The sequence below is a fragment of the Rhodoferax sediminis genome (assembly GCF_006970865.1).
GTDB lineage: Bacteria > Pseudomonadota > Gammaproteobacteria > Burkholderiales > Burkholderiaceae_C > Rhodoferax_A > Rhodoferax_A sediminis.
On the sequence record NZ_CP035503.1, the window covers coordinates 2,483,853 to 2,510,244 of the forward strand.

Sequence of the window (26,392 nt, forward strand, 5' to 3'; positions counted from 1 at the left end):
TTTAATTTAACACTCTACGCGCGCTTTTAGATGTATCTCATTGTCATTGGCTGGATATACGTGACCCTGATGATGGCGGTGGTCGAAGCCGCCAGCAGCACCGGCACCATTCTGGGTGGCATCGCCACCTTTGTCTTCTATGGATTGGCACCGATGGCCTTGCTGGTGTACCTGATGGGCTCGCCCGCGCGGCGCCGCGCCATCAAGGCCCGCGAGGCAGCGGCCGGGCAGGCCGAAGCCGCGTCAGACGAGCCAGATGCAGGCAGCCAGGCGCCCGCTGCCGCCGAGGGCGACGGCATCGCGCCGGTGCGAAAAAAACCTTGAAGGATCGCTCACGGTGCACCACGGCGCACTGCCGTCATTGCCGTGGATGCTGGTAATGCCCAGCGCCTGCAAACGCCGGCGTGCCAGCCCCGCGAGATCGGCCAGCCATTTGCCGCCGGCGCGCGGCCTGAAGCAAGCGGCCGCTGGCGGGTCGTGCACCTCGAAAGCGGCCTTGACCTCCGGCCCCACCTCGAACTGCTCGGGGCCGATGCATGGACCCAGCCACGCTATGATTTCCGCAGCGCCATCCCCAGTATCGGTATGGGCTAGAGCCCGAAAAGATTCAATAGTCGATTCCAGCACGCCGCGCCCGCCCTCGCCCGCCAGCCCGCGCCAGCCCGCGTGCGCGGCGGCCACCGCACTGCCCTTCCGATTGGTGAACAAGACGGGCAGGCAGTCCGCGACCATGATGGTGCAGGCCACGCCGGGACTGTGGGTCATGCAGCCATCGGCCGGCGTGCCATCGGGCGTTTGCGCGTCAAGCGTTGCCACCTGCCGGCCGTGGATTTGCTGCAGGAACACCGGTCGCACACCAAGAGCCTGTTGCAGCAGCCGGCGATTGGCCTGCACGGCCGCCGGTGCATCGCCCACGTGATCGCCCAGGTTCAGGCTCTCATAGGGACCCGTGCTGACGCCGCCGCTGCGCGTGGTGCACAGCGCGCGCACCGTGGCCGGCGCGGGCCAGTCGGGCATCAGCCAGTCGTGCTGCATGCGCGAACCGCTCAGGGCTCGTTGTCGGGGCAGGCGGACGGCTGCGCCTTCTGGAAGGCATCGAGCGCCATGCAGGCGTCGAACGCGGCCATGGTGCGCGGCAGGCCGTCAAAGCTTACCTTGAAGCGCTGGCCATTGAAGATCTGCGGCACCAGGCAGCAGTCGGCCAGCGTGGGCGTCTGGCCATAGCAGTAGGTGGACGCGGGCAGCAGGGCCAGTTCGCGCTCGAACGCCTCCAGCCCGGTGCGCACCCAGTGCTGGTACCACTTGTTTTTCGCGTCGTCGCTCACGCCCATGTCCCGGACCAGGTACTTGAGCACACGCAGGTTGTTCAGCGGATGGATCTCGCAGGCTACGGTCTGCGCCAGCGCGCGCACGCGGGCCCGGCCCAGCGCGTCCTTGGGCAGCAGGGCCGGCTCGGGGTGGGTTTCGTCCAGGTACTCGATGATCGCCATCGACTGGCCCAGGCGCTGGCCGTCAATCTCCAGCGTGGGCACCAGCAGCTCGGGCGATATCGCGGCATAGCCGGGCTGCCTGTGCTCGCCCTTGGCAATGTGCACGGGAATGTACTCGTACGCCAGCCCCTTGAGCTGCAGCGCAATGCGCACGCGAAATGAGGCGGAGGAACGAAAGTAGTTGTAGAGCTTCATGGGATGCAAGGATAAACCGGATGCGCGGGGACGGCCGCGATTTCGGCAAATAATCGGAGTCCCGCAACCGCAACGAGAAACACCCAATATGCCGAACCGCGAGTCAGACTCAGGCATGCGGGCATTGCACGGCGCCAGCCAGGGCGCGTGGCTGGCAGTGGTGGTGCTGATCGGCCTGAACCTGCGCCCCTTCCTGACCGGCATCGGTCCGCTGGTGGCCAGCATTCGCAGCAGCACCGGTCTGGACTACCGCGGCATTGCCTGGCTGACCCTGTTGCCCATGCTGCTGATGGGCGTTGCCGCGTTCTTCGCGCCGTCCCTGCTGCGAGTACTGGGAGCACGCGTCACCATACTGGGCACACTCGTGCTGCTGGGCCTGGGCTCAGCGCTGCGCGGCGTCGCGCCGGGCGGTGGCACCCTGATCGCGACGGCCGCGCTGTGCGGCCTCGGCGTCGCGCTCATCCAGTCCGCGTTCCCGGGGCTCATCAAGCGCGAGTTTCGTGACCATGTGGCACCGGTCACCGGGCTGTACTCGGCGACCCTGATGGGTGGCGGCGCCCTCGGCGCGCAGCTCACGCCCCTCGTCAGTGACTGGTCCGGCAGCTGGCGCCAGGCGCTGGCCTGGTGGTCGGTGCCGGTCGCGCTGGCGCTCGTGCTGGCATGGCGTGTACTGCCGCGCCACGAAGCGCCGGTCACCGGCGCAGCGCCTTCGGCGGCGCTGCTGCGGCGCCCGCGCACCTGGCTGCTGATGATCTGCTTTGGCCTCGTCAACGGCGGCTGGTTCGCGATGACGCTGGTCGTCGCGCTCGATCACCTGCCAGACCACGAGCGCGCCGGCGCGCTGAGTGCGTTGATGCAGGGCGGCGGTTTTCTGCTTGCCGCATTGTCGCCTTGGCTGGTCGCCGTGCTGTACGACGCGACAGGCAGCTTCGGCGCGGGCTGGACCATGCATCTTGCCTTTGTAACGCTGGTCTTCGGACTCACGGCCCGCCTGGCGCCAAGCCGCTATGCGGTGGTCATGGCCGCGACGAACAAGCCGGCCGCAGCGCGGCCGCGCTGAACGCCGGGTCCCCTACCACCTCGGGCGGCGCGAGGCGTCAGCGCTGCCCGCCCTGCTCCTGCGACGCCATGCGCGCCGGCGCATTGACGGCGCCGTAGCCGTCATAGTCGTTGCGCTGCACGATCTCGAAGAAGAAACGGTCGGCAAACGCTTCGGTGTAGGCGTGGAAGTACTCGCCAGTTGTCGAGCGGTCGTACAGGATGTCCAGTGCCTGCATGCGCCGCACCAGAGGCTCGTCCAGATCCAGGCGCGCCAGCAAGTCGTCGTAATAGTTGCCGGAGATCGGCACGAAGCGCACGTCATTGGCGCGCAGCCGGGTCATCGCGGCGAAGATGTCGTCGCAGCGCAGCGCGATATGGTGCACGCTGGCGCCCGAGCGGCCGGTGGCACTGACCTGGCGCGCGGTGCGCGTGCGCTGGCTCAGCGACACGTTGAGCACCATGCGCACGCTGCGCCCGGCATTGGCCAGGCCGCAACTGCGGATCAGGCCGAACGGGTCGGCCAGCTCCAGGCTCTCGCCCGGCTGCAGGCCGAGCACAGCGCGGCAAAACAGCATCCAGGTGTCGAACTGGTCGTTGGCCAGACCCATGGCGATATGGTCGATGGCCTGCAGCCCGCAAGCCGCGGGGGCATCGGTGCGCGATGCTTCGGACGCTTCGGGCACGAAGTCAGCCGCCAGCCCGCCCACATCACCCGCTGCACCGGGCACGAAATGCACCACGGTGCCGCCGGGCGCCACGATCGCGGGCAGCCGCAGCTCGTTCGGCCCGCGCGGACTGTCGTAGCGCGCCGACAGCAGCGCGCTGGCCCGGTTCGCGGCGCGCGCCGGATCACTCGTGACCAGCCCCAGCGCACACACCGAGGGCCCTTGCTGGTCGAAGCGGGCGCGGGCATCCGAGCCCGGCTGGGCGTTGACGATCAGTTTGATGCCGCCCTGCCGGTACAGCGTCACGGCCTTGGAGCGGTGCCGGCCGGCGCGCGCGAAGCCAAGCTGTTCGAACAGCGCGCCCAGCGCGACGGCAGCCTCGTCATCGACGCCGAACTCCAGGAACGCGATGCCCCCCAGCGGCAGCGCGTCGGGCGGATCGAACAGCTCGATGCGACGCAGCGTGCTGTCGGCCATCTCGCGCAGGGCATCGGAGGGCGCGTCCTGATCCGTCCCGTCGCGCAAGCGCTCGAGGCGGCGCCGCACCTGGCTCTCCAGGTACAGGAGCGAGCGCATGGCGTCGACCGCGGTGCGCCGGTTGGGCGTCTCGCGGAACACGTCGTTGAATATCTCCAGCGACAGATTGCCGTCGTAGCCCGACAAGAGCGTCTTCTCAAAAAAATTCTCGAGGTCGAACTGGCCCTGGCCGGGGAAGTTGCGGTGGTGGCGGGCCCACTGCAGCACATCCATCGCGAGCAGCGGCGCGTCGGCCATCTGCACGAAGAAAATCCGCTCGCCGGGAATGTCCTTGATGCCGGCCGGATCGTCGCCCAGCGACAGCGTGTGAAAGCTGTCCAGGATCAAGCCGAGGTGCGGGTGGTTGGCGCGCTCCACGAGGCGCCAGGCCTGCGCATACAGCTTGACCCAGCGGCCCCAGGCCAACGCCTCGAATCCGATGCGCAGGTTGCGCCGTGCGGCGCGCTCGGCCAGTTCGTGCAGCTGCGCGGCCGAACGCTCGGCGTCACCCTGCGACTGCGGCGAGGTGTTGGAGCACACCAGCATCAGCGGCGCGCCGAGCGCCTGCATCACATCGAACTTGCGCTCGGCGCGCTCGAGATTGCGCCGGAACAGCTCGTCCGGCATGCCCTCGAAGTCGCGCAGCGGCTGGTACAAGTCGATGCCCAGGCCCAGGTCGGCGGCCATGGCGCGCAGTTCTGTGGCGCTGCCGTTGAAGTTGATGAAGTCGTTCTCGAACAGTTCGATCGCGTCGAAACGCGCGGCGGCGATCGCCTCGAGCTTCTGGCGCAAGGTGCCGCTCATGGAGACGGTGGCGATGGATCGGCGCATGGTCGCTGGCCTCAGTATTCGATCTGCGACACCGCGCGCAACTCGTCCGAGGTCGCCGTGCCGAAGCCGAAGAACTCAAGGTAGGCGGGGATCATTTCGAACAGCATATCGGTGCCGACCTGCACCGCGCAACCCTTGGCTCTGGCGGCGCGCAGCAGCGGCGTGTACTCGGCCTTCATGACCACCTCGCCGACGAAGGTTTGGGGGTCGATGCGGTCGATGTCGAAGGGCAGCGCATCACCGTCCTTCATCCCCAGCGGCGTGGCATTGACCACGATGTCGTGGCCGGCGGGATCATTCGAACCGGTCTGCACGACCAGCTCCGGGTAGTGCTGCAGCAGCCGCTCGCGCAGCGCGTCGGCCGAGGCGGCGTGCGCGTCGAACAGGCTGATAGCGGCAGCACCGGCCGCCGCCAGTGACGCCGCGATCGCCGAGCCGACACCACCGCAGCCGGCCACCAGCACGCGCGTGCCACGGATCTGCCGCCCCTTGCGCTCGGCGCCGCGCACGAAGCCCACGCCGTCGAACTGGTCGCCCAGCAGCATGCCGTCGGGGCGTTTGAGCAATGCGTTGCAGGCGCCCGCGATGCGTGCGGTGGGCGTGACCTCGTCGGCCAGTGACAGCGTCGTGATCTTGTGCGGCATGGTCACGAGCGCGCCGCGCAGGTTGGTCAGCCGCGCCAGCGCGGCCAGCGCCGCCGGGTAGTCCTCGGGCTTGACGCCCATCGGGACCACGACCGCATCGATGCCCTGCTTGTCGAACCAGGGGTTGTAAATCATTGGCGCCTTGAACGCCTCGGTCGGATAACCCAGGTGGGCGATGAGCGTGGTCTTGCCGCTGATCATGGCAGTCTTTCCTTGCGTTGGGGGCTCAGGCGGCGACGGCGCGCAGCTTCTTGCCGAGCTGCTCCATCGGCACGTTGTAGGTCTCGCGCGCCGACCAGGCCGACACCGCGGCGACCACGCTGGTGGCCGTGGTGAACAGCGCCACGGGCATCCAGCCGGTTGGGCCGTCGCCGAGCAGGGCCGCGCTGATGGCGGGCGCGAAACCGCCCAGCGCAAAGCCGATCTGCGTGCCGATGGCCATGCCCGACAGGCGCACGCGGGTGTCGAACATCTCGCCGTACAGCGCCGGCCAGACGCCGTTGGCCGCGCTATAGACGACTCCCGACAGCAACAGGCCGAAGGTGAAGATGAGCGTCATGTCGGCACTGGCGATGGCCCACATGTAGGGCCAGATCAGCGCGGCCGAGCCGAGCGCACCGATGATGAACACCGGACGGCGGCCGATGCGGTCCGACAGCATCGCCCACAGCGGGATCGCCCCCAGCGCCACCACGTTGGCCAGCACCAGCATGGTGAGCATGGTGGCGCGCGGCAGATGCATGGTGTTCACCGCGTACGACAGCGTAAACACGGCGAAGATGGTGCTGACCACCGAGACCAGTGCGGCAAAGATCACGCGCAGCACGTCGGCGGCGTGATTGCTGAACAGCTCCACCACCGGCAGCCTGGGCGTGACGTGTTGCTTCTCCTCGTGCTCGAACACCGGCGTTTCAGGTAGCGAGCGCCGCACCCACACGCCGACTGCGACGACCACGGCACTGAGGAAGAACGGGATGCGCCAGCCCCAAGCCAGCAGCTGGTCTTCGGGCAGTGCCGAGACCGGGATATAGACCAGCGTGGCCAGGATCAGCCCGGCCTGCGTGCCCGACAGCGTGAAGCTGGTGAAAAAGGCGCGCCGGTGCGCCGGTGCATGCTCCAGCGTCATCGAGTTCGCGCCGGCCTGCTCGCCTGAGGCCGAGATGCCTTGCAGCAGGCGCAGCACGACCAGCATGATCGGCGAGGCAATGCCGATCTGATCGTAGGTGGGCAGCGCACCGACCAGGAAGGTCGATATGCCCATCAGCAGCAGCGTGAACGTGAGCACTTTCTTGCGCCCGAACTTGTCGCCAACGTGGCCCAGGATGAAGGCGCCGAACGGGCGCGCGATGTAGGCCACGCCGAAGGTCGCAAACGCCGCAATGCTGGCGAGCTTGGGGTCGATCGACGGAAAGAATACCTTGCCGAAAACCAGCGCCGCGGCCGTTCCGTAGATGAAAAAGTCGTAGTACTCGACCGCACTGCCAATCCAGCTCGCAAGCGCGGCTTTTTTGGGGGCGTGCACGGCTTTCGGCTGGGCGGCAGTGGCTTGGGATCCTGGGTTCATTGATGTCTCCATGGTGCGGCCTCGAAGTAGCCGGCTGACGAGAATGTACTAACTAGTTCGCTTTTATTCATTAGTGAAAACCCTATGGTTTTGTAAATCCTCCTCCGGAAGTTTCGTGATAGGCTACAAAAATGAACGAACTGGTACAACCAAATGGCGTTTCCATGGGAACGACGCGCACGACTCCGGCCCGCGCCTACGACGCCGCACGCTCCATGGCGGACATCCTCAAAGTCGCGACCGCGGAGTTCGCCGACAAGGGCCTGAGCGGCGCGCGCATCGATGAGATCGCGGCCGCCACGCGCACCAGCAAGCGCATGATTTATTACCACTTCGGCAGCAAGGAGGGCCTGTACCTGGCTGTGCTCGAAGCCTCGTACCAGCGCATCCGCGACATCGAGACCGGCCTGCACCTCGAAGACCTCGCGCCCGAGGATGCGCTGCGCAAACTGGTGGCGTTCACCTTCGACTACCAGCATGACAACGAGGACTTCATCCGCCTGGTGATGAACGAGAACATGCACCGGGGTGAGTACCTGGCGCAGAGCAAGACGATCCAGCAGCTGAACGTGCCGGCCATCAACGCGGTGCAGCGGGTCTACGAGCGCGGCGTGCAGGCGGGCGTGTTTCGCCAGGGGCTCGACCCCACCGACCTGCACATGTCGATCTCGGCGCTGTGCTTCTTCAACGTGGCAAACCGGCACACGTTTTCGCTGATCTTCAAGCGCGACCTCGAGGCGCCCGCGGCGCTGCGGGCGCGGCGCGATAGCATCGTCGAGATGATCGTGCGTTTCGTGCGAAAGTAGTCACCCCAATCCCAGGAGACTCCCATGATTCTTGAACTCGCCGACATCCGCATCCAGCCCGGCCAGCAGGCCGCCTTTGACGAAGCCATCCAGCGCGGCCTGTCCACCGTGATCGCACGCGCCAGGGGCTTTCAGGGTTTCAAGGTCAACAAGGGCGTCGAGTCCCCCGAGCGCTACATCCTGCAGATTTTCTGGGACACGCTGGAAGACCATACCGTGGCGTTTCGCCAGTCACCGCTGTTTGCCGAGTGGCGTGCGATCGTCGGGCCGTTCTTTGCTGCGCCGCCCGTGGTCGAGCATTTCGAGCTGCTGGCCAAATCCAACTGAACGCGCCAGCGAGGCTGGTCCGTCTGGCCCGCCGCGTCCGCAGGCTTGCGCAGGGCGCGCGCCAGGGCTACGGCGAAGCGTCGGAATTGGCCACCAGCTTGCGCAGCAGCGCGATCAGTTGCTGGTGCTCCTGTGCATCCAGGCGCTCGACGATGCGCGCCTGCACCTTGCGCACTGCGCGCTTCATTTGCTGCACCGCCCGCTCGCCTTCCGGTGTGACCCACAACAGCTTGCGGCGCTTGTCGCCGGCATCGGGCTCGCGCCGGATCCAGCCCTTGGCCTCGAGCCGGCCGATCACCGAGCCGGAGGTGGCCGCATCGAACGCCACCCGTCCCGCCAGCGTGATCTGGTCTTCGCCGGGCTGGTCGATCAGCGCATTCAGGATGGCAAACTGGACCGGCGTAATATCGAAATCGGACGTTTCTTCCATGAAGATGGCCACCGAGCGCTGGTGCGCCCGCCGGATCAGATGGCCCGGGGCGTGCTCGAAATCGAAGCTTTTTGCCATGTTTCAAGTGTACCCAGATTGATGCATAAAAAAAGAGATTCCGCCTCGCAATCAATATGTATACTTATCATGTTGATGCCTCGCGCGAAATTCCTTGGAGACACATCCCATGACGCAAATTCTCCCCATTCTGGTCGCCGGTGGCGGCATCGGCGGCCTGGCTGCGGCCTATGCGCTGGCGCAGGACGGCCATCCGGTAACGGTACTGGAGCAGTCCGGCGCGTTCGGTGAAATCGGAGCTGGCATCCAGCTCGGTCCGAATATCTTCAAGATGTTCAACTACCTGGGCCTGACCGACGCGATCAACCGGGTTGCCTACTTTCCGCCCGGCATGGGCATGAACGACGTGCGCACCGGCGAGGAGGTGGTACGCGTGCCGCTGGGCGACGCGGCGCGCGCCGCCTACGGCTTTCCTTACGGCGTGATCTACCGGGCCGATTTGCACCAGGTGTTTCTCGATGCCTGCAAGGCGCTCGCTGACAACGTCACGCTGCGCACCCATGCCAAGGTGGAATCGTTTGACCAGGCGGCCGGCCATGTTCGCGTGCATCTGGCGGGAGGGGAAACTGTGGAAGGCACCGCGCTGATCGGCGCCGACGGCCTGTGGAGCCGGGTCCGCGAAGCCGTCGTGGGCGACGGCAAGCCGCGCGTGTCGGGCCACATCGCCTACCGCGCCGTACTCAAGCGCGAGGATGTGCCCGCGCATTTGTGGAGCGACGACGTGCTGCTGTGGGGCGGCGAAAAAACCCATCTGGTGACCTACCCGCTGCGCCGCGGCGAACTGTTCAACCTGGTCGCCGTGTTCCACAGCAACAAGTACGACGAAGGCTGGAACACCTTTGGCGACGTCGCCGAACTCAACCAGCGCTTTGCCGACGCCTGCCCGCAGGTCAAGGAGTTGCTGTCCAGGATCGAGACCTGGAAGATGTGGGTACTGTGCGACCGCGAGCCGGTGAAGAACTGGAGCGACGGCCGCGTCACCCTGCTGGGGGACGCGGCGCACCCGATGCTGCAATATCTGGCGCAGGGCGCCGGTCAGGCCATCGAGGACGCCGTCGTGCTGCGCGAGGCACTGCGCTTCACCCGGGGCGATGTGGCGCCGGCCTTTCAAAAATACCAGCAGGCGCGCTACCTGCGTACGGGCCGCGTGCAGCTCACGGCCCGCTTCTACGGCGACATTTACCACGCCGCGGGCGTGCAGCGCGAGCTGCGCAACCAGATGTTCCAGAGTGGCACGGAGTCGGCCGGTTTTGCCGGACTGAAATGGATGTACGACGGCATCGACCCCCAAAACCTGTTCCACTGATGCGCATGAGCGATACCCAATCCCATCCCGCCAGCCTGGGCGAACCCAGCCGCCAGACGCCCGTGCTGGGTGACTACGACGTCGTGGTGCTGGGCGGCGGCCCGGCTGGCATCGCGGCGGCCGTGGCGGCCGCGCGCGCGGGCCGCTCCACACTTTTGATTGAACGCTACGGCTTTCTCGGTGGCATGGGCACGGCGGCAGGCGTCACCAACTTCTGCGGCCTTCATGCCAATGTGCATGGTGACATCCGCCAGGTGGTGCACGGCGTGGCCGACGACCTGCTGGCGCGCATCGACCGACTCGGCGGGCTCAACGCGCCGCACACGGTGTTCGGCAAAACCTGGGCACAGGCCTACGACACCGCGGCCTACAAGATCGCGGCGGACGATCTGCTGCTGTCCGCGGGCGTGCAATTGCTGTTCCATGCGCTCGCGGTGGGTGTGGTGATGGCCTCCCCGGCGCGCGTGCACGCGCTGCTGATCGAGACCAAGTCCGGCCGGCGCGCAGTAATCGGCCGCTGCTTCATCGACGCCTCGGGCGACGGCGATCTGGCCGCCTGGGCCGGCGCGCCTTTCGAGAAAGGCGACGGCCAGGGCAATCTGCTGTACCCGTCCGCCATGTTCCGTCTGAACGGCATCGACCCGCAGCGCGCGGGCTCGGACTGGAGCGTGATCCCACGCCTGATGCTGCAGGCGGAAGCCGCCGGGCGCTACACCTTTCCGCGCAAAACGCCGATCGTGCGGCCGCAGAAAAACCCGATTGAGTGGCGCGTGAACCTGACCCAGCTGGCCAATGCGCAGGGCAACGCCATGGACGGCACCAACGCGCAGGAACTCAGCGACGCCGAGATCCTGGGCCGCCAGCAGATTGCCAGCGTGGCCGGCTTCCTCAAGGAAGTCTCCGGGTTCGAGGCGTCGTACATCGTGGATATCGCACCGCAGGTCGGCATTCGCGAAACCCGGCGTGTGCGCGGCGAGTACCAGCTCACCGAATCCGACGTGCTGGGCTGCGCCAGTTTTGACGACAGCATCGGCGTCAACGGCTGGCCGCTGGAGCTGCACACGAAAGGCGATGTGGAATTTCGCTGGCCTTTGATTCCCGAAAGCCGCGGCTTCAACCACCTGCCCTACCGCATGACCGTGCCGCTGGGCCTGGATAACCTGTGGGTCGCGGGGCGCTGCGCGTCGATGACCCACGAAGCCCAGTCGGCCGCGCGCGTCACCGGCGCCTGTTTTGTGATGGGCCAGGCGGCAGGCAGCGCGGCGGATCTGGCCTTGACAGCCGACTGCGCGGCCGCCGCGGTGGACGCCAAAGCCTTGCAGGCCCGTCTAGAGTCCGAGGGTGCCTGGCTCGGCACCCACACCGTTTGATCCTTCAGGAGACATCATGAATGCCCCTCACCCCGCCGCCGCGCTGCGCCAGCAGCTGTACAGCGACATGTCGCCCTTCAACCTGACCCCGCTGTGGGAGGTTCTTCATGCCCTGGTTCCGCCCCAGCCCTCATCCCCATGCGTTCCTGCGCTATGGAAATATGAGCAAGTGCGGCCCTTCCTGATGCGCGCGGGCGACGCCATCACCGCCGAGGAAGCGGTGCGCCGCGTGCTGGTGCTGGAGAATCCCGCGCTGCGCGGGCAGTCCAGCATCACGCAGTCGCTGTATGCCGGCCTGCAGCTGATCCTGCCCGGCGAGGTGGCGCCGAGCCACCGCCATGTTCAAAGCGCGCTGCGCTTCATCGTCGAAGGCTCGGGCGCCTACACCGCGGTGGACGGCGAGCGCACCACCATGCAGCCGGGCGACTTCATCATCACGCCGAGCTGGACCTTTCACGACCATGGCAGCGAGGCCGGCGGGCCGGTGGTCTGGCTCGACGGGCTCGACATCCCGATCGTGCGCTTCCTCGATGCCGGCTTTGCCGAGAACGACACGCGCAAGTCGCAGACCGTGGCACGTGCCGAAGGCACCAGCCTGGCGCGCTTTGGCTCCAACATGGCGCCGGTGCGCCACGAAGCCCCCTTTGGCGCGACCTCGCCGATTTTCAGCTACCCCTACGAGCGCAGCCGCGACGCGCTGCAAAAACTGGAGCGCGATGCGCCCGTGGATGCCTGGGATGGCGTCAAGCTGCGCTACATCAACCCGCTCACCGGCGGCTCGCCCATGCCGACCATGGCAACCTTCATGCAGCGGCTGCCGGCCGGCTTCGACGGCAAGCCCTGGCGGCAGACCGACGGCGCCGTGTTCAGTGTGGTGGAAGGCCAGGGTGAAGTGCTGATCGAGCACGGCGCGCAAAGCCAGCGCTTCGAATTCGGCCCGCGAGATCACTTCGTCATTCCATCGTGGCACACTGCGCGCTTCAAATCGGCAGCCGGCTGTGTGCTGTTCAGTTTTTCCGACCGCCCGGTGCATCAGGCACTGGGCATCCATCACGAAGAGAGGCTTTCATGAGTTACGTTTTCAACCCTGCCCCCACCGTTTCGCTGCCCATCAATGGCAAGACCGAGCGCTTTCCCGTGCACCGCATTTACTGCGTCGGCCGCAACTACGAAGAGCACGCCAAGGAAATGGGTTTCACGGGGCGCGAGCCGCCCTTCTTCTTTCTCAAGCCCGCGGATGCCGTGGTCGTGGTCAACGCCGGCGAAACCGGCACCATGCCTTACCCCAGCCTGACCAAAAACCTGCACCACGAGATCGAGCTGGTGGTGGCCATCGGCACGGGCGGCAAGGGCATCCTGGCCGCCGATGCGCACAAGCACATTTACGGCTACGCCGTGGGCCTGGACATGACGCGCCGCGATCTGCAAAACGACATGAAAAAGCAGGGCCGCCCCTGGGACATCGGCAAGGCCTTCGACCACTCCGCGCCCATCGGCCCCATCACCCCGGCCGCCCAAGCCGGCGATGTGACCCACGCCGAAATCTACGTCCAGGTCAACGGCGCAGACCGCCAGCACAGCAACGTGTCCAAGCTGATCTGGAACATTGGCGAGACCATCGAGCATCTCTCTAACGCATGGGAGCTTCAGCCCGGCGACCTGATTTACACCGGCACGCCGGAAGGTGTCGCCGCCGTGGTGTCGGGCGACACCCTGGTGGGCGAGGTGGCGGGCCTGGGCAAGCTGACGATCAAGATCGCCTGATCGACCGCACGCCGTCACGAAGGCTCCGCAGGGAGCCTTTTTCTTTTCCCCGTACACTTCGCGAATGATCTTTCGCGGCCCTATCAAACACTGCAAAAACTGTGGCGCGGCCGTGGTGTACCGGCTCCCCGACGACGGCGACACGCACGAGCGCGCGGTCTGCCCGGCGTGCGGAACCGTCCACTACGAAAACCCGCTCAACGTCGTCGGCACCGTGCCCCATTGGGGCGACCAGGTCCTGCTGTGCAAGCGCAACATCGAGCCGCGCTGGGGCAAGTGGACCCTGCCCGCGGGCTTCATGGAAATGGACGAGACCACGGCGCAGGGCGCGGCGCGGGAGACCGACGAGGAAGCCGGCGCGCAATTCGAGATGCAGGAACTGTTCAGCGTCATGAACGTGGTTCGCGTCGGCCAGGTGCACCTGTTCTACCGCGCCCGCCTGCTCAGCGACCAGTTCAAGCCGGGCCACGAAACGATCGAGGCCAGGTTGTTCACCGAAGCGGAAATCCCCTGGGACGACATCGCCTTCCGAACGGTCAAGGAAACGTTGAAGTTCTACTTTGACGATCGCCGCCTGGGGCATTTCACGGTGCATACCGCGGATATTGTTCACGCTGAATCGCTGAGGCCGATCTAAGCCCGCGCGCGCCGGCCCATCCGCCGCCCTGCAGCGGCGGCCATCGGCGCGTATGCTGATGCTCTTTGCAGGAGCTCATTCCCATGCGTCATCGCCCCCTCGGCCACACCGGCCTTTTCGTCTCAGAGCTTTGCCTCGGCACCATGACCTTCGGCGGCAGCGAAGGCATCTGGAGCAAGATCGGCGCCCTGCAGCAACCCGATGCCGAGCGGCTGGTGGGCCAGGCGCTGGACGCCGGCATCAACTTCATCGACACCGCGGACGTGTACGCGGGCGGCGTGTCGGAACAGATGACCGGCCAGGCTTTGAGGAACCTCAAGGTGCCGCGCGAGAACGTGATCGTCGCCACCAAGGTGTTCGGCCAGACCGGCGACGGCCCGAATGCACGCGGCGCCTCGCGCAGCCACATCCTGGACGGCGTCAAGGCCAGCCTGCGCCGGCTCCAGCTGGATCACATCGACCTGTACCAGCTGCACGGCTTCGATCCCGCCACCCCCATCGAAGAGACCCTGCGCGCGCTGGACCAGCTCGTGCGGCATGGCCAGGTGCGCTATGTCGGCGTTTCCAACTGGGCCGCCTGGCAGATCGCCAAGGCTCTGGGCATCGCCGAACGCCTGGGCCTGGCGCGCTTTGCATCGCTGCAGGCGTACTACACCGTGGCGAGCCGCGATCTGGAACGCGAGCTCATTCCCATGCTGCGCAGCGAAGGGCTCGGCCTGATGGTGTGGAGCCCGCTGGCGGGCGGCTTTTTGAGCGGCAAGTACGGACGCGGGCAGGAGCGAAACCCCGCGGACGGCAGCCGGCGCATTGCCTTCGACTTTCCGCCGGTGGACAAGGACCGCGCCTGGGACTGCATCGACGTGATGCGCCCGATCGCACAGTCGCACGGCGTGTCGGTCGCCCAGGTGGCGCTGGCCTGGCTGCTGCACCAGCCGCAGGTGACGAGCATCATCGTCGGCGCCAAGCGGCCCGAGCAACTCGCCGACAACATCGCCGCCACGCAAGTGACCTTGAGCGCGGGCGAGCTCGATCAAATCGACAAGGTCAGCCGCCTGCCGAGCGAATACCCGGGCTGGATGTTCGAGCGCCAGGGCGAATACCGGCGCCAGCAGATTGCCGACGCCGTTCGCGGGCACGGCGGCACGGCGTCGTAAAACCAAGCCACGCCGTCTCCACGGAACCACGCCGAAAGCCTGATCGGGCGGCAGGCGCTGGCGCGATCAGGCGCTGGCCGTCTCGACCAGGGCCGCCGCCAGTTGCGCTTGCGTGGTCTGACTGGCCGACAGGCGCTGGCGCAGGTCGGCGCACAGGCGACGCAGGGATTCGACGCGGGCGACGATGCGGGATTGTTCGGCGAGGGGCGGGAGCGGAATCAAGTAGCGATCAAGCGCCTGACCGACAAAATGCTTGATCGTGGCACCCGTGAAGTGTTGATCCAAATTTCCCAACTTCGAGTCGGACTCCAACGAAAGTGCGATTAACTGCACTGCTATGCCGACTCTCGGCCGTACTCGATGCAGCGCCTTTTGAAAATACATTTCTCTGTCTGGCTCGTTCCAGATTGCACAGCGACCCGGATATCCGCCTTCGCAAATCAATAGATCGCCTGGGAACAATCGGAACTCTTCCAACTCGCTTGCTTCGAGATTTATTTCTTTGATGTCATCGAGATCAATGTGTCGCCATTGAACATTGGTATTGCGAAGGTATGGATAACGCTTCCCGGTATTCTTTGCCTTATCAAGCATCTTGCCTAATCGGTTGTCGGCAATTTGGCCCAACCGCACCCACTCCCACCCCCGCGGCAACCCAAACGGCTTTTCCTCCTCCGCAATCGGCGCCAGCGGCTTGTCGCGCTTGATCTTGCCCGCGGCGATCAGCCGGTCTTTCTCGGCGCGGATTTTTTGCAACAGCGCGCTCGCGGGCTCGTCGGCGGGGTCCTGCGGCACGAGCAGGCCGCGCACGGCCAGTTGCAGGATGGTTTGCTCCAGCGCGTCCACGGCCTCGGGGCGATCCAACAACAGATCGAAGTGGCTGGCGACACGCTGCCAGTTCCCGGCCAGGGCTTCGGGGCTGGGGCTGTCCGCCAGCGTAGCCAGCAGCGTGCTGATGAGTTGGGTGTGCTGTGCGGTTTCGAGTTGGCCTTTGGCTTCGAGGGCATCGCACAGCCGCATCAGTTCTTCGACGCGGGTGACGATGCGGGATTGTTCGGCGAGGGGTGGCAGCGCTATTTTCAACGCGGCTGACTTGGCAAGATAAAGGCATGGCTGGGCACTTTGTTTAACCTCGCTCCAAATTTCACGCTGTGTACTTGGTGACATCAGATGGCGCGCAAGGAAGTCCGGTATTACGCCCGATTGAGCGGGACGAAGCACCGTCACACTTCGCACGAGAACCATCTCAACCGCATCGCGCAGAACGCATAGGCGGCCCGTCGTGGCGCCAACAGACACCATCAAGATGTCTCCCACAGCTGGCTTGCATCTTTGCCAGCATTTCTGAGCAATTTCCTGTGGCACAAAATCGGTAACGGTGTAGTTCATGACCTCGTGGCGAACATTCTTGGCCGTAACCAAGGGAACAGCGCTGGGGTCATCGCATCGCTGAGGAGTGGAATGTTCACCGTCGGTCACCAAAGTGCAAATATCTGCTACCCGTGTCCAGCACCATCCAGACGGAAGTTCAAACGGCTTCTCGTGCTCCGCAATCTCCGCCGACGGCTTGTCCCGCTTGATCTGGCCCGCGGCGATCATCCGGTCTTTCTTCGCCCGAATCTTCCGCAGCAGCACGCTGGCCGGCTCATCCCCCGGGTCCTGCGGCATCAGCTTGCCCTGCACGGCCAGCGTCAGGATCAGTTCGCGCAATCTCGCCACGCCGCCCGGGGCGGTCGCCAGTAAATTCAAGTTTGATAGCAGCATGTGCCCGTCCATCATGGGCTGGAGAGCGATTTGGTCAATATTTCCTTGAGCTGGTCACGCAGCGCCTGTGCTTCACGCTGCAGGCGCGCATAGTCGGCCAGCAGTTGCTCCGGGTCGTGGCTCACAGTGTCCGCGGCGTGCGGATTTTTCTGGTCCAGGTTGTAGCCGGCCGCCTTGATCTGCTCAATGCCGACCTTCCAGGCGCGTTCGTTTTCCACGCGTGTGGCAAAGCCGTCCTGCTCAGTTCCCCACCAGGCTTTCTCCGCGTCGAACTCGTCGATACGGATGGGCTTGGTCTTGTTGTAGTTCTTCACGCCCGGCGGATACGGGTGCTCGTAGTACCAGACTTCTTTGGTCGGCTGGCCCTTGGTGAAGAACAGCAGGTTCGTCTTGATGCCGGTGTAGGGGCTGAACACGCCATTGGGCAGGCGCACGATGGTGTGCAGGTTGCATTCCGCCAGCAACTGCTCCTTGATGCGCGACTTGACGCCTTCGCCAAACAGCGTGCCGTCGGGCAGCACCAGCGCGCCGCGGCCGTGGTTCTTGAGCAGATGCTTGATGAGCACCAGGAACAGGTCGGCCGTTTCCTTGGTGCGCACGTCGGCCGGAAAGTTGTTTTCGGTACCCGGCTCTTCCACGCCGCCAAACGGCGGATTCGTGATGATGACATTCACCCGATCCGCCGCACCGTAGTTGCGCAGCGGGCGCGTGAGCGTGTTGTCGTGCGCAATCTGGCTGGGCACCTCCACGCCGTGCAGCATCATGTTGGTGGTGCACAGCATGTGGGGCAGCTGCTTCTTCTCGACGCCGCGTACGCTGCGCTGCAGCGTGGCCTGGTCCTGCTCGTTCTTCACCTGCTGGCGCAGGTGCTCCAGCGTGCAGACGAGGAAGCCGCCGGTGCCGCAGGCCGGATCGAGCACGACCTCGCCCAGGCGCGGGTTCACCTGATCGACCATGAACTGGGTGACGGCGCGCGGGGTGTAGAACTCGCCCGCGTTGCCGGCGGACTGCAGGTCCTTGAGGATCTTTTCGTACAGGTCGTTGAACTGGTGCCGTTCGGCCTGGCGGTTGAAGTCGATCGCGTTGAGCTTGTTGATGACCTGGCGCAGCAGCTGGCCGCTTTTCATGTAGTTGTAGGCGTCTTCGAACACGCTGCGCACCACAAAGCCGCGCGGGTTGCGCTCGGCGTCGCCCGGCAGGGTCTTGAGCCGGGGGAAGAGCTGGCTGTTGACGAAATCCAGCAAGCCGTCGCCCGTCAAGCCCTCGGCATCGAGCGCCCAATTTCGCCAGCGCAGATGCTCCGGGATCGGGCTTTTGTAGCGATCGCGGGTGATTTCGAGTTCTTCTTCCTGGGCGTCAAAGACCTTGAGGAACAGCAGCCAGGTGAGCTGCGAGATGCGTTGCGCGTCGCCATCGACGCCGCTGTCCTGGCGCATCACGTCCTGGATGGACTTGATGACCGTTGAAATATTCGACATTCTTGATTCTTAAGGTTTTTAGTGCTGTAGCCCTTGTGGGGCGTACAGTTCTCGCTCTAGAAGTTGTAGCGCCTGCAGGTAGTGGTCACGCCCGCCAAAGCTGCGCACCAGCTCCACCGGGCTGCCCAGGTCGGTTAGGGGCGGGACGTTGAGCACGTCCATGCTTTCAATCGTTTGCACGCCTTCGTCCGCATATTTGTCGATCAGCGCCTCGATCACCTGGCGCGCGACCGGGCCGTACTGGGTGAAGACATTGCGCTTCTTCACGCGGTTGGCGCGTTCGCGGCGCGTCAGCGGCGGCATGTTCCAGGCCACATACAGCAACAGGTCGAACGCGTCCAGGTCCTTGCCCACTTCGTCGGCCAGCGCATCGAGCAGCACGCCCTGGTTTTCGAGCTCCTGCAGCAGCGCGGCCTTGCGGTCGGCGTCGCTCCAGGCTTGCAGGAACTTGTCGAGCGAGTCGTAGCGCCGGGTCAGGTTGATGCGGGTGTAGTCGCGCAGGCTCTCGGTGATGAGCTTGCCGTGGGCGTTGAGGTACTGCACGCGCTCGCGCGCCACGGCCACGGTGACCATGCCGCCCACGATGTAGCGTTTGACTTCAGGCCCTCCCCCGCCTTCGCCGGGACCGGTCGTAATCGGGCCGGCGGGCCACTCGCCAGGGGCGGCCCCGCCCGTGTCTGGTGGCGGGTCTGCGGGAGGCTCGGGCGGATCGACCGGATCGTCGCCCCGAGGTTCATAAATCTGCACCGGGTCGCCATCGAAGTTCTTGTCGGCAAAGATGTCGGTGGCGCGCTTGAAGTCCAGGATGGTGAACCAGGTCTTGCCCAGGTCCTCGCGCAGCCGGGTGCCGCGCCCGATGATCTGCTTGAACAGGGTCATCGACTTGATGTTCTGGTCCAGCACAATGAGTTTGCAGGTTTGCGCGTCCACTCCCGTGCTCATGAGCTTGGAGGTGGTGGCAATCACCGGGTAGGTTTTCTCGGGGTCGATGAAGTTGTCCAGCTCCAGCTTCCCCTCGGGGTTATCACCCGTGATCTGCACCACGTATTTCGGATGATCCCGGCTGATGTCGGCATTCGCATTGGACAGCGCCTGGCGCATGCGGCTGGCGTGGTCGATGTCTTCGCAAAACACGATGGTCTTGGCGAAGCGGTCGGTGGCCTTGAGGTATTCGGTGATCTTGGCGGCCACCACTTCGTCGCGCGCCTCCAGCACCAGCTTGCGGTTCATGTCGATGGCGTTGTAGATGCGGTCCTCGATGACATGACCCAGCTTGTCGGTCATGCCCTCCGGCGGGCGCCAGCCGAAGGTGTCCTTGTCCAGGTCCACCCGAATCACCTTGTAGGGCGCGAGGTAGCCGTCTTCGATGCCCTGGCGCAGGGAGTAGGTGTAGACCGGCTCGCCGAAGTAATCGGTGTTCGAGATCTCTTTCGTTTCCTTGGGTGTGGCGGTCAGGCCGATTTGCGTGGCGCTGCCGAAATAGGTCAGGATGGCGCGCCAGGCCGAATCTTCATCGGCGCTGCCCCGGTGGCATTCGTCCACCACGATCAGGTCGAAGAAGTCGGGCGAGAACTGCTTGTAGATGTTCTGCTCCTCCTCGGTGCCCGAGACGGCCTGATACAGCGACAGGTAGATTTCGTACGACTTGTCCACCAGCTTGGTGCTCTTGTTGACGGCCAGGTCGAGGTCTTCGATGAAGTGATTGCCAGTGCCAGCATCGACGCGCTCGATGCCCTTGGCATTCGGGCTGAGCTTGGCCATGGCGCCCTTGAACGGGCGGAAGTCGTTGACCATGGTCTGGTCGATCAGGATGTTGCGGTCGGCCAGGAACAGGATGCGCTTCTTGGCGCCGCTCTTCCACAGCCGCCAGATGATCTGGAACGCGGTGTAGGTCTTGCCGGTGCCGGTGGCCATGACCAGCAAGATGCGCTGCTGCCGGCGCGCAATGGCCTCGACCGTGAGGTTGATGGCGTTGAGCTGGTAATAGCGCGGAGTCTTGCTGGGGGAGTACGGATATTCGGCGACGTGGCGTACCTCAGGCGACCAGCCCTTCCAGGCGCACAGCCGCTCCCACAATTCAGAAGGCGACGGGAACTGCTCGAGCGCGAGATTGGTTTCCAGCACACCGCTGGCCAGGGTGGCGTCACGAAACACAAAACCGTCGCCATTGCTGGAGAACGAAAACGGCACGTTCAAGAGGTCGGCGTAATTGATGGCCTGGGCCATGCCGGCGCCCATGGCGTGGTTGTTATCTTTGGCTTCGATGACGACCAGCGGGATGTTGGCTTTGTAGAAGAGGACGTAGTCGGCGCGCAGCACCGACCTCTTGTCGCGGCTCGCGCTGTGCCCGCGCACCACCACGCGGCCGGGGCGCAGCGTGTATTCGCGGTAGATCTGCTCGATGTTGTCCCATCCGGCCTGCGTGAGCGCAGGCGTGATCAACTTGTCGCAAATGTCGGTTTCTGAAAACTTCTTCTTGTCCAATCTGCTCCCTGGGATCGCTGTGCAGGCGGGCCAAGCCGCCTACCTTGAGAGTTCAGTGGGCCATTATCGACGACGAACGGCAGCCGCCCCCGCTCGATTCAGGCGCCGGCCGCCTCATGCGCGGCCAGCGCCTCATCGAGCACCTCGACCCAATGCCTGACGGGCGTGGCAGTGCCCGTCTGCAGGTGCTGGATGCAGCCGATGTTGGCCGAGACGATGCATTGCGGCGCCAGCGCGGCCAGGTGCCCCAGCTTGCGGTCGCGCAGCTGGTACGCGAGTTCGGGCTGCAGCACCGAGTAGGTGCCGGCGGAGCCGCAGCACAGGTGGCTCTCGGCGGCGACCCCGACCTCGAAGCCCAGCGCCTTCAGGTGCGTCTCGACCCCGCCGCGCAGCTGCTGGCCGTGCTGCAGCGTGCACGGTGGATGGAACGCAAGCTGGCGCGCTTCGTCGCTCACGCGCACCCTGCCCTGCAGCTGCGCCACCAGCTCGGGCAGCAGCTCGCTCAGGTCGCGCGTGAGCGCGCTGATGCGCGCGGCCTTGTCCGCATAGGCCGGATCGTGCGCCAGTGCGTGGCCGTATTCCTTCACCGTCACGCCGCAGCCGGAAGCGTTCATCACGATGGCCTCGACCTGGCCGGCCTGCACCATGGGCCACCAGGCGTCGATGTTGCGGCGCATGTCGGTCAGCCCGCCCTCGCGGTCGTTCAGGTGCGTGCGCAGCGCGCCGCAGCAGCCGGCGCCGGGCGCCACCACGGTCTGGATGCCGGCGGCATCGAGCACGCGCGCGGTGGCGCTGTTGATGTTGGGCATCATGGCCGGCTGCACGCAACCGGCCAGCAGCAGCACCTTGCGCGCATGCTCGCGCACAGGCCACTCCCGGGCGCGGGCGCCGGCCGGCGCGGGCACCTTGTTCTTCAATGCGGCAGGCAGCAGCGGGCGCACCAGCTGGCCGAGCTTCATCGCCGGACCGAACAGCGGCGAGGTCAGGCCTTCCTTGAGCAGCCAGCGCACGGCCTTCTCGGCTGCGGGCCGTTCGACGCGCGCTTCGACGATGTTGCGGCCGATGTCCACCAGATGGCCGTATTCCACGCCCGAGGGGCAGGTGGTTTCGCAGTTGCGGCAGGTCAGGCAGCGGTCCAGGTGCAGCTGCGTCTTGCGCGTCGGGGTGGCGCCCTCGAGCACCTGCTTCATCAGGTAGATGCGCCCGCGCGGGCCGTCGAGCTCGTCGCCCAGCAATTGGTAGGTCGGACAGGTGGCGGTGCAAAAGCCGCAGTGCACGCACTTGCGCAGGATGGCCTCGGCCTCCAGGCCGTCGGGCGTGTTTCTGTATTCGGGAGCGAGATTGGTCTGCATACTCAGAACTCGGCGTACATTCGCCCACGGTTGAAGATCCCGGCGGGATCGAATTGCTGCTTCAAGGCGCGGTGGATCCGGTCCAATGGCGGCTTCAAGGGAGAAAAAACGGCCACAGCCCCCGCGGGTTGTTCGCGGTCAGCTATAAAAAGCGTAGCGTGACCACCCACGGCGGCCGCCGCCGCGCGCAGGCGCGAGGCCTGCGCGGCCGGGGCCTTGAGCCAGCGCTGGGCGCCGCCCCATTCGATCAGGCACTCGCCAACGTCTAGCGGCGGGGCGCTGCCGGGCACGCTCAGGCGCCACAGGCATTCGTCGCCCTGCCGCGCAAAAAACGGCAGCGCCTGTTCGCGCAGCGCGGCCCAGCCCGCGGCCGCCGTGGCAGGGTCCAGGCGCTCGCCGCCCATGGCTGAGCAAGCCGCCTCGACCGCCGCCACGGCCCCGCGCAGGCGCACCCACAGGCACGGCTGGCCGGCGTCAACGACCCAGCAACTGGCGTTGACCGGCAGCGGCTGGGCACCCCAGCGGTTGAGCTGCTGGAGCGCCGCGGCTTCGTCCAGCTGGAAACGCAACGTTGCCTCCCTGGGCGCCAGCGGCAAGACCTTGAGCGACACCTCAATGATGACGCCCAACGTACCGAGCGAGCCCGCCATCAGGCGGCTGACGTCGTAGCCCGCCACGTTTTTCATGACCTGGCCGCCAAAGGTGAGGACCTCGCCGCGCCCGTTGAGCACGGTGGCGCCCAGCACGTAGTCGCGCAGCGCGCCCACGGCGGCGCGCGCCGGGCCATTGAGACCGGCCGCCACCATGCCGCCGACGGTCGCCCCGGCCCCAAAGTACGGCGGCTCGAAGGGCAGGCACTGCCCCTGGTCGGCCAGTTCCGCCTCCAGCGCAGCCAGCGGTGTGCCGGCGCGCGCGGTCACCACCAGTTCGCTCGGCTCGTAGCTGGTGACGCCCGCGAGCGGTGTCATGTCGAGCAGCTCGCCGATCAATGTCTGGCCGTAAAAATCCTTGCTGCCGCTGCCGCGGATGCGCAGCGGCGTGGCGCTGGCAGCGGCGGCGCGCACGCGCTCGACGATGTGTTGCAGGGCGGGTTCCATGCGTACAGCCCTTCAGAAGCGAGGCAGCTCGGGATGCGCGATCTGCCCGCCGCGCACCACCATCTTGCCGTACTCGGCACAGCGCTGCAGGGTCGGAATGACCTTGCCCGGATTGAGCAGCCCCTTGGCATCGAAGGCGCGTTTCACGCCGAACATCTGCTCGTTCTCAGCGGCCGTGAACTGCACGCACATGCTGTTGAGTTTTTCCACGCCCACGCCATGCTCGCCCGTCACGGTGCCGCCCATGGCCACGCTGGTCTCCAGGATGTCGGCGCCGAACAACTCGCAGCGGTGCAGCTCGTCCGGATCGTTGGCGTCGAACAGCACCAGCGGGTGCAGGTTGCCGTCGCCCGCATGGAACACATTGCAGCAGCGCAGGCGGTACTTCTTCTCCATCTGCTGGATCGCGAGCAGGATGTCGGCCAGGCGCTTGCGCGGGATGGTGGAGTCCAGGCACATGTAGTCCGGGCTGATGCGCCCCGAAGCGGGGAAGGCGTTCTTGCGCCCGCTCCAGAACTTCAGGCGCTCGGCCTCGTCCCGGCTGACCTGGATGGCGGTGGCGCCGCAGCGCTCCAGCACCTCGCTCATGCGGGCGATCTCCTCGGCCACTTCCTCGGGCGTGCCGTCGCTCTCGCACAGCAAAATCGCCTCCGCGTTCAGGTCGTAGCCGGCGTGCACGAAGTCTTCCACCGCCGCCGTCATGGGCTTGTCCATCATCTCCAGGCCGGCCGGGATAATGCCCGCCGCAATCACCATGGCGACCGCATCGCCGGCCTTGCGCACATCGTCGAAGCTGGCCATGATGCAGCGCGCCAGCAGCGGCTTGGGGATCAGTTTGACCGTGACCTCGGTCGTCACGGCCAGCATGCCCTCCGAGCCGATCACCAGCGCGAGCAGGTCGAGCCCGGCGGCATCCAGCGCCTCGCTGCCGAACTCGATGGCCTCGCCCTCGATGGTGAAGCCCCGGACCTGGAGCACGTTGTGCACGGTGAGGCCGTACTTGAGGCAGTGCACGCCGCCCGAGTTCTCGGCCACGTTGCCGCCGATGGTGCAGGCAATCTGGCTCGACGGGTCAGGTGCGTAGTACAGGCCGTAAGGGGCCGCCGCCTCCGAGATGGCCAGGTTGCGCACGCCGCACTGCACCAGCGCGGTACGGCTGGCCGGGTCGATCCTCAATATCTTGTTGAACTTGGCCAGGCTCAGCGTCACGCCCAGCGCGTGCGGCATGGCGCCGCCCGACAGGCCGGTGCCGGCGCCGCGCGCCACCACCGGCACCTCCAGCGCGTGGCAGGTCTGCAGCACGGCCTGCACCTGCTCGTAGGTTTCGGGCAGGGCCACGGCCAGCGGGCGCTGACGGTAAGCGGTCAGGCCGTCGCACTCGTAGGGCGTGGTGTCTTCCGTCTGCCAGAGCAGCGCATGCGCAGGCAAAACGGCCTGTAGCCCTTGTATGAGCTTGGCTTGCAGCTCTGCTTTTTGTAGCAGCGCTGATTCGGGGGACGAAGGTGCGTTCATGGCGGCGGCGGTTGCGACGAGTGGCTTCACTTTAAGGCAAAAGCCAAACGCCCCTTATGCGCTGGGTAAAATGCCCCCCAAAGGAAGGAACACTGAATGCGCGAACCCCAATGGCGTCAAGAGGGCGAGGAACCGGATTACCGGTTTTCACTGGCCAACGAGCGCACCTTCCTGGCCTGGATCCGTACCGCCCTGGCGCTGTTGGCCGGCGGTGTCCTGCTCGACCAGTTCTCCACCAAGCTGGGCCCGCACATCGTGGTCGTGATCCTGGCCGTCATTCTGGGCGTACTCGCCGCCATTCTTTGCGCGATGGCTTACGTGCGCTGGCGCGCCAACGAAATCGCAATGCGCCACGCACGCAGGCTGCCGGGCACCATGGCCATCCCGCTGATTTCCGTCGCCCTGCTCGGCATCGCCACGGTGATTGCGCTGTTGCTGGTACTGCAGGCGTGACCCCCCCGCACGCCCAGGCGCTGCGGCCGCGGGACCCCGGACTGCAGGCCGAGCGCACGGCGCTGGCGTGGAACCGCACCGGCCTGGCGGTGCTGGCCAACGCCCTGCTGGCGCTGCGCTCGGGCTGGGCGAGCCGGGACGCCCCGATCACCATCCTCGCCTTCGTGCTGCTGGTCGCGGCGGGCGCCGCCGTGCTTTATGGCGCGTGGCGGCGCCGGCACTTGTTGAATCGCCAGGGCGTGGTTGGGCCGCCCGCGATCGCGATCTCCGCGGCGGCCGTCGTCACCCTGATCGCCTGCGCCACCGGGATCGCCTCCATGCTGGTGCGCTGACGCGCGGCGGCGCAAGCCAGCCTTGGCGTTGCCGGAACTCGCCGCAAGACAACGACTATGTGCGGCAGCGAACTGACAGACGCGGCGCCCACACGCAAGCTGAGCCTGTGGTCATCGCTTTTTTTGAACACAGGAGAAAACGAAAATGCGCTATCTGCTTCTTGCATTGCCGCTGCTGCTCGGCGCGGTCATCCCCGTCGAGGCCCAGGTCAGCGTCGGAGTCAGCATCGGCATCAACGTGCCGGTGTATCCGCAGCTGGTCCGTATGCCGGGCTATCCCGTTTATTACGATCCGCGCGCGAGTACGAACTACTTCTTCTATGACGGCCTGTACTGGGTGTTCCGGGATGACAACTGGTATTCGAGCGGCTGGTACAACGGGCCGTGGCAGGCCATACATCCCGAGTACGTGCCGCTGTTTGTGCTGCGCATTCCCGTGCGCTACTACCGCAATCCTCCGTCCTACTTCCGCGGCTGGGCGGCCGATGCGCCGCCCCGCTGGGGCGAGCGCTGGGGCGGCGGCTGGCAACGGCGACGGGCGGGATGGGATCAATGGAACCGAAGGGCCGTCCCCGCAGCGGCGCCGCTGCCGAGCTACCAGCGCCAGTATTCAGGTGCGCGCTATCCCCGGGACGTCGAGCAGCAGCGGTCTATTCGCTCCAGCGACTATCGCTACCAACCCCGTGAGGCTGTAAGCCGGCAGCAATTCCAGCAGCAGGCGCCAGCGCCGACCCCAACGTCGCGGACGCAGCAACAGCAGCAGCAACAGCAACAGCAGCAACGTCCACAGACGCGCATGGCGCAGCCGCAGCAGCCACGGCAAGCGCAGCGTCCCCAAGCCGAGCCCCAGAGGCAGGCCCCCGGGCAGCAGCCCATGCAGTCTCCGCCTCAAGCGCCACGCATGCAGCCGGAACAGCAACATCAGCCGCAGGCCGCGCGACCGGCCGCCGAGCCCCAGCGGGCTCGCCCCGAGCCGCAGAACCAGGGCCAGGGCCAGGGTCAGGAAAGGAACAGGCCCGGGCCGCAGGAACGGGACAGGGAAAACAGGAACTGATCGCCAGCGACGGCCATCACGCTTTTCGGCAACCGCTATTTGCAACGT

General features: G+C 65.8%; 25 protein-coding genes. 13 read left to right on the forward strand and 12 right to left on the reverse strand.

Translation table 11 applies throughout. The annotated features are described in order from the left end of the window. Positions 1–30 precede the first annotated feature (30 nt). On the forward strand, positions 31–324 hold the full coding sequence (locus EUB48_RS11965) for a hypothetical protein (RefSeq protein ID WP_142819332.1): 294 nt from the start codon (positions 31–33) through the stop codon (positions 322–324). Here EUB48_RS11965 and pgeF read toward each other — a convergent pair. Both pgeF and maiA read right to left on the reverse strand, forming a co-directional pair. After that, complete coding sequence (gene pgeF / locus EUB48_RS11970) at positions 244–1,035, reverse strand: peptidoglycan editing factor PgeF (RefSeq protein WP_142819333.1); 792 nt, start codon at positions 1,033–1,035, stop codon at positions 244–246. The genes EUB48_RS11965 and pgeF overlap by 81 nt on opposite strands. An 11-nt stretch (positions 1,036–1,046) precedes the next feature. Beyond that, a complete protein-coding gene (gene maiA / locus EUB48_RS11975) occupies positions 1,047–1,685 on the reverse strand; it encodes a maleylacetoacetate isomerase (protein ID WP_142819334.1) in 639 nt (212 codons plus the stop codon). 115 nt (positions 1,686–1,800) lie between these two features. Here maiA and EUB48_RS11980 point away from each other — a divergent pair, with 115 nt between their 5' ends. Beyond that, positions 1,801–2,745, forward strand: coding sequence for an MFS transporter (locus EUB48_RS11980; protein WP_142819335.1), 945 nt, complete (start codon positions 1,801–1,803; stop codon positions 2,743–2,745). A 37-nt stretch (positions 2,746–2,782) separates the two neighbouring features. On the opposite strand, the gene EUB48_RS11985 is transcribed toward EUB48_RS11980, so the two are convergent. The 3 genes from EUB48_RS11985 to EUB48_RS11995 are packed head-to-tail and all read right to left on the reverse strand — an operon-like array spanning position 2,783 to position 6,946. Beyond that, a complete protein-coding gene (locus EUB48_RS11985) occupies positions 2,783–4,738 on the reverse strand; it encodes a bifunctional sugar phosphate isomerase/epimerase/4-hydroxyphenylpyruvate dioxygenase family protein (RefSeq protein ID WP_142819336.1) in 1,956 nt (651 codons plus the stop codon). A gap of 11 nt (positions 4,739–4,749) precedes the next feature. Then, a complete protein-coding gene (locus tag EUB48_RS11990) occupies positions 4,750–5,583 on the reverse strand; it encodes a shikimate dehydrogenase family protein (RefSeq protein ID WP_142819337.1) in 834 nt (277 codons plus the stop codon). Between the two features lie 25 nt (positions 5,584–5,608). Next, positions 5,609–6,946, reverse strand: a complete 1,338-nt coding sequence (locus EUB48_RS11995; protein ID WP_244618182.1) for an MFS transporter — start codon at positions 6,944–6,946, stop codon at positions 5,609–5,611. Between the two features lie 131 nt (positions 6,947–7,077). Between EUB48_RS11995 and EUB48_RS12000 the strand changes: the two genes are divergently transcribed. Continuing rightward, a complete protein-coding gene (locus EUB48_RS12000) occupies positions 7,078–7,752 on the forward strand; it encodes a TetR/AcrR family transcriptional regulator (RefSeq protein WP_210411624.1) in 675 nt (224 codons plus the stop codon). A gap of 24 nt (positions 7,753–7,776) precedes the next feature. Beyond that, positions 7,777–8,079 carry an antibiotic biosynthesis monooxygenase family protein gene (locus EUB48_RS12005; RefSeq protein WP_142819339.1) on the forward strand — a complete coding sequence of 101 codons (303 nt, stop codon included), beginning with the start codon at positions 7,777–7,779 and terminating at the stop codon, positions 8,077–8,079. Between the two features lie 67 nt (positions 8,080–8,146). On the opposite strand, the gene EUB48_RS12010 is transcribed toward EUB48_RS12005, so the two are convergent. Beyond that, entirely contained in the window at positions 8,147–8,587 is a 441-nt protein-coding gene (locus EUB48_RS12010; RefSeq protein WP_142819340.1) for a MarR family winged helix-turn-helix transcriptional regulator, read from the reverse strand. Positions 8,588–8,696: 109 nt separating this feature from the next. On the opposite strand from EUB48_RS12010, the gene EUB48_RS12015 reads away from it, so the two are divergent. The 6 genes from EUB48_RS12015 (at position 8,697) to EUB48_RS12040 (ending at position 14,818) form a co-directional block, all read left to right on the forward strand. Further along, positions 8,697–9,893 (forward strand): 3-hydroxybenzoate 6-monooxygenase, encoded by a 1,197-nt coding sequence (locus EUB48_RS12015; RefSeq protein WP_142819341.1) that lies wholly within the window; start codon positions 8,697–8,699, stop codon positions 9,891–9,893. 5 nt (positions 9,894–9,898) lie between these two features. Next, positions 9,899–11,263, forward strand: a complete 1,365-nt coding sequence (locus EUB48_RS12020; protein ID WP_142819342.1) for an FAD-dependent oxidoreductase — start codon at positions 9,899–9,901, stop codon at positions 11,261–11,263. A gap of 16 nt (positions 11,264–11,279) precedes the next feature. Then, entirely contained in the window at positions 11,280–12,335 is a 1,056-nt protein-coding gene (gtdA, locus tag EUB48_RS12025) for a gentisate 1,2-dioxygenase (protein ID WP_142819343.1), read from the forward strand. Continuing rightward, positions 12,332–13,027, forward strand: coding sequence for a fumarylacetoacetate hydrolase family protein (locus EUB48_RS12030; protein ID WP_142819344.1), 696 nt, complete (start codon positions 12,332–12,334; stop codon positions 13,025–13,027). The genes gtdA and EUB48_RS12030 overlap by 4 nt, the downstream gene beginning before the upstream one ends. Before the next feature lie 64 nt (positions 13,028–13,091). Next, the gene (locus EUB48_RS12035) at positions 13,092–13,664 is read left to right on the forward strand and encodes an NUDIX hydrolase (RefSeq protein ID WP_142819345.1); all 573 of its coding nucleotides are present in this window, start codon (positions 13,092–13,094) and stop codon (positions 13,662–13,664) included. Positions 13,665–13,747: 83 nt separating this feature from the next. After that, on the forward strand, positions 13,748–14,818 hold the full coding sequence (locus EUB48_RS12040; RefSeq protein ID WP_142819346.1) for an aldo/keto reductase: 1,071 nt from the start codon (positions 13,748–13,750) through the stop codon (positions 14,816–14,818). A 66-nt stretch (positions 14,819–14,884) separates the two neighbouring features. Here EUB48_RS12040 and EUB48_RS12045 read toward each other — a convergent pair whose 3' ends face one another. From EUB48_RS12045 to EUB48_RS12070, 6 genes are all read right to left on the reverse strand, one after another. Further along, entirely contained in the window at positions 14,885–16,597 is a 1,713-nt protein-coding gene (locus EUB48_RS12045) for a restriction endonuclease subunit S (protein WP_142819347.1), read from the reverse strand. Further along, positions 16,594–18,060: a type I restriction-modification system subunit M gene (locus tag EUB48_RS12050; RefSeq protein WP_142819348.1), complete on the reverse strand. Its 1,467-nt coding sequence runs from the start codon at positions 18,058–18,060 to the stop codon at positions 16,594–16,596. The genes EUB48_RS12045 and EUB48_RS12050 overlap by 4 nt, the downstream gene beginning before the upstream one ends. A gap of 18 nt (positions 18,061–18,078) precedes the next feature. Then, positions 18,079–20,544 carry an EcoAI/FtnUII family type I restriction enzme subunit R gene (gene hsdR, locus EUB48_RS12055; RefSeq protein WP_142819349.1) on the reverse strand — a complete coding sequence of 822 codons (2,466 nt, stop codon included), beginning with the start codon at positions 20,542–20,544 and terminating at the stop codon, positions 18,079–18,081. Positions 20,545–20,642: 98 nt separating this feature from the next. Next, positions 20,643–21,896: a glycolate oxidase subunit GlcF gene (glcF, locus tag EUB48_RS12060; protein ID WP_142819350.1), complete on the reverse strand. Its 1,254-nt coding sequence runs from the start codon at positions 21,894–21,896 to the stop codon at positions 20,643–20,645. Between the two features lie 2 nt (positions 21,897–21,898). Further along, positions 21,899–22,993 carry a glycolate oxidase subunit GlcE gene (gene glcE / locus EUB48_RS12065; protein ID WP_142819351.1) on the reverse strand — a complete coding sequence of 365 codons (1,095 nt, stop codon included), beginning with the start codon at positions 22,991–22,993 and terminating at the stop codon, positions 21,899–21,901. Positions 22,994–23,005: 12 nt separating this feature from the next. Continuing rightward, on the reverse strand, positions 23,006–24,505 hold the full coding sequence (locus EUB48_RS12070) for an FAD-linked oxidase C-terminal domain-containing protein (RefSeq protein WP_142819352.1): 1,500 nt from the start codon (positions 24,503–24,505) through the stop codon (positions 23,006–23,008). Between the two features lie 96 nt (positions 24,506–24,601). On the opposite strand from EUB48_RS12070, the gene EUB48_RS21375 reads away from it, so the two are divergent. From EUB48_RS21375 to EUB48_RS12080, 3 genes are all read left to right on the forward strand, one after another. Next, entirely contained in the window at positions 24,602–24,958 is a 357-nt protein-coding gene (locus EUB48_RS21375) for a YidH family protein (RefSeq protein WP_168226743.1), read from the forward strand. Next, a complete protein-coding gene (locus EUB48_RS21380) occupies positions 24,955–25,290 on the forward strand; it encodes a DUF202 domain-containing protein (protein WP_168226744.1) in 336 nt (111 codons plus the stop codon). Before EUB48_RS21375 ends, EUB48_RS21380 begins: the two co-directional genes overlap by 4 nt. A 145-nt stretch (positions 25,291–25,435) precedes the next feature. Beyond that, positions 25,436–26,344: a hypothetical protein gene (locus EUB48_RS12080; RefSeq protein WP_142819354.1), complete on the forward strand. Its 909-nt coding sequence runs from the start codon at positions 25,436–25,438 to the stop codon at positions 26,342–26,344. Positions 26,345–26,392: the final 48 nt, after the last annotated feature.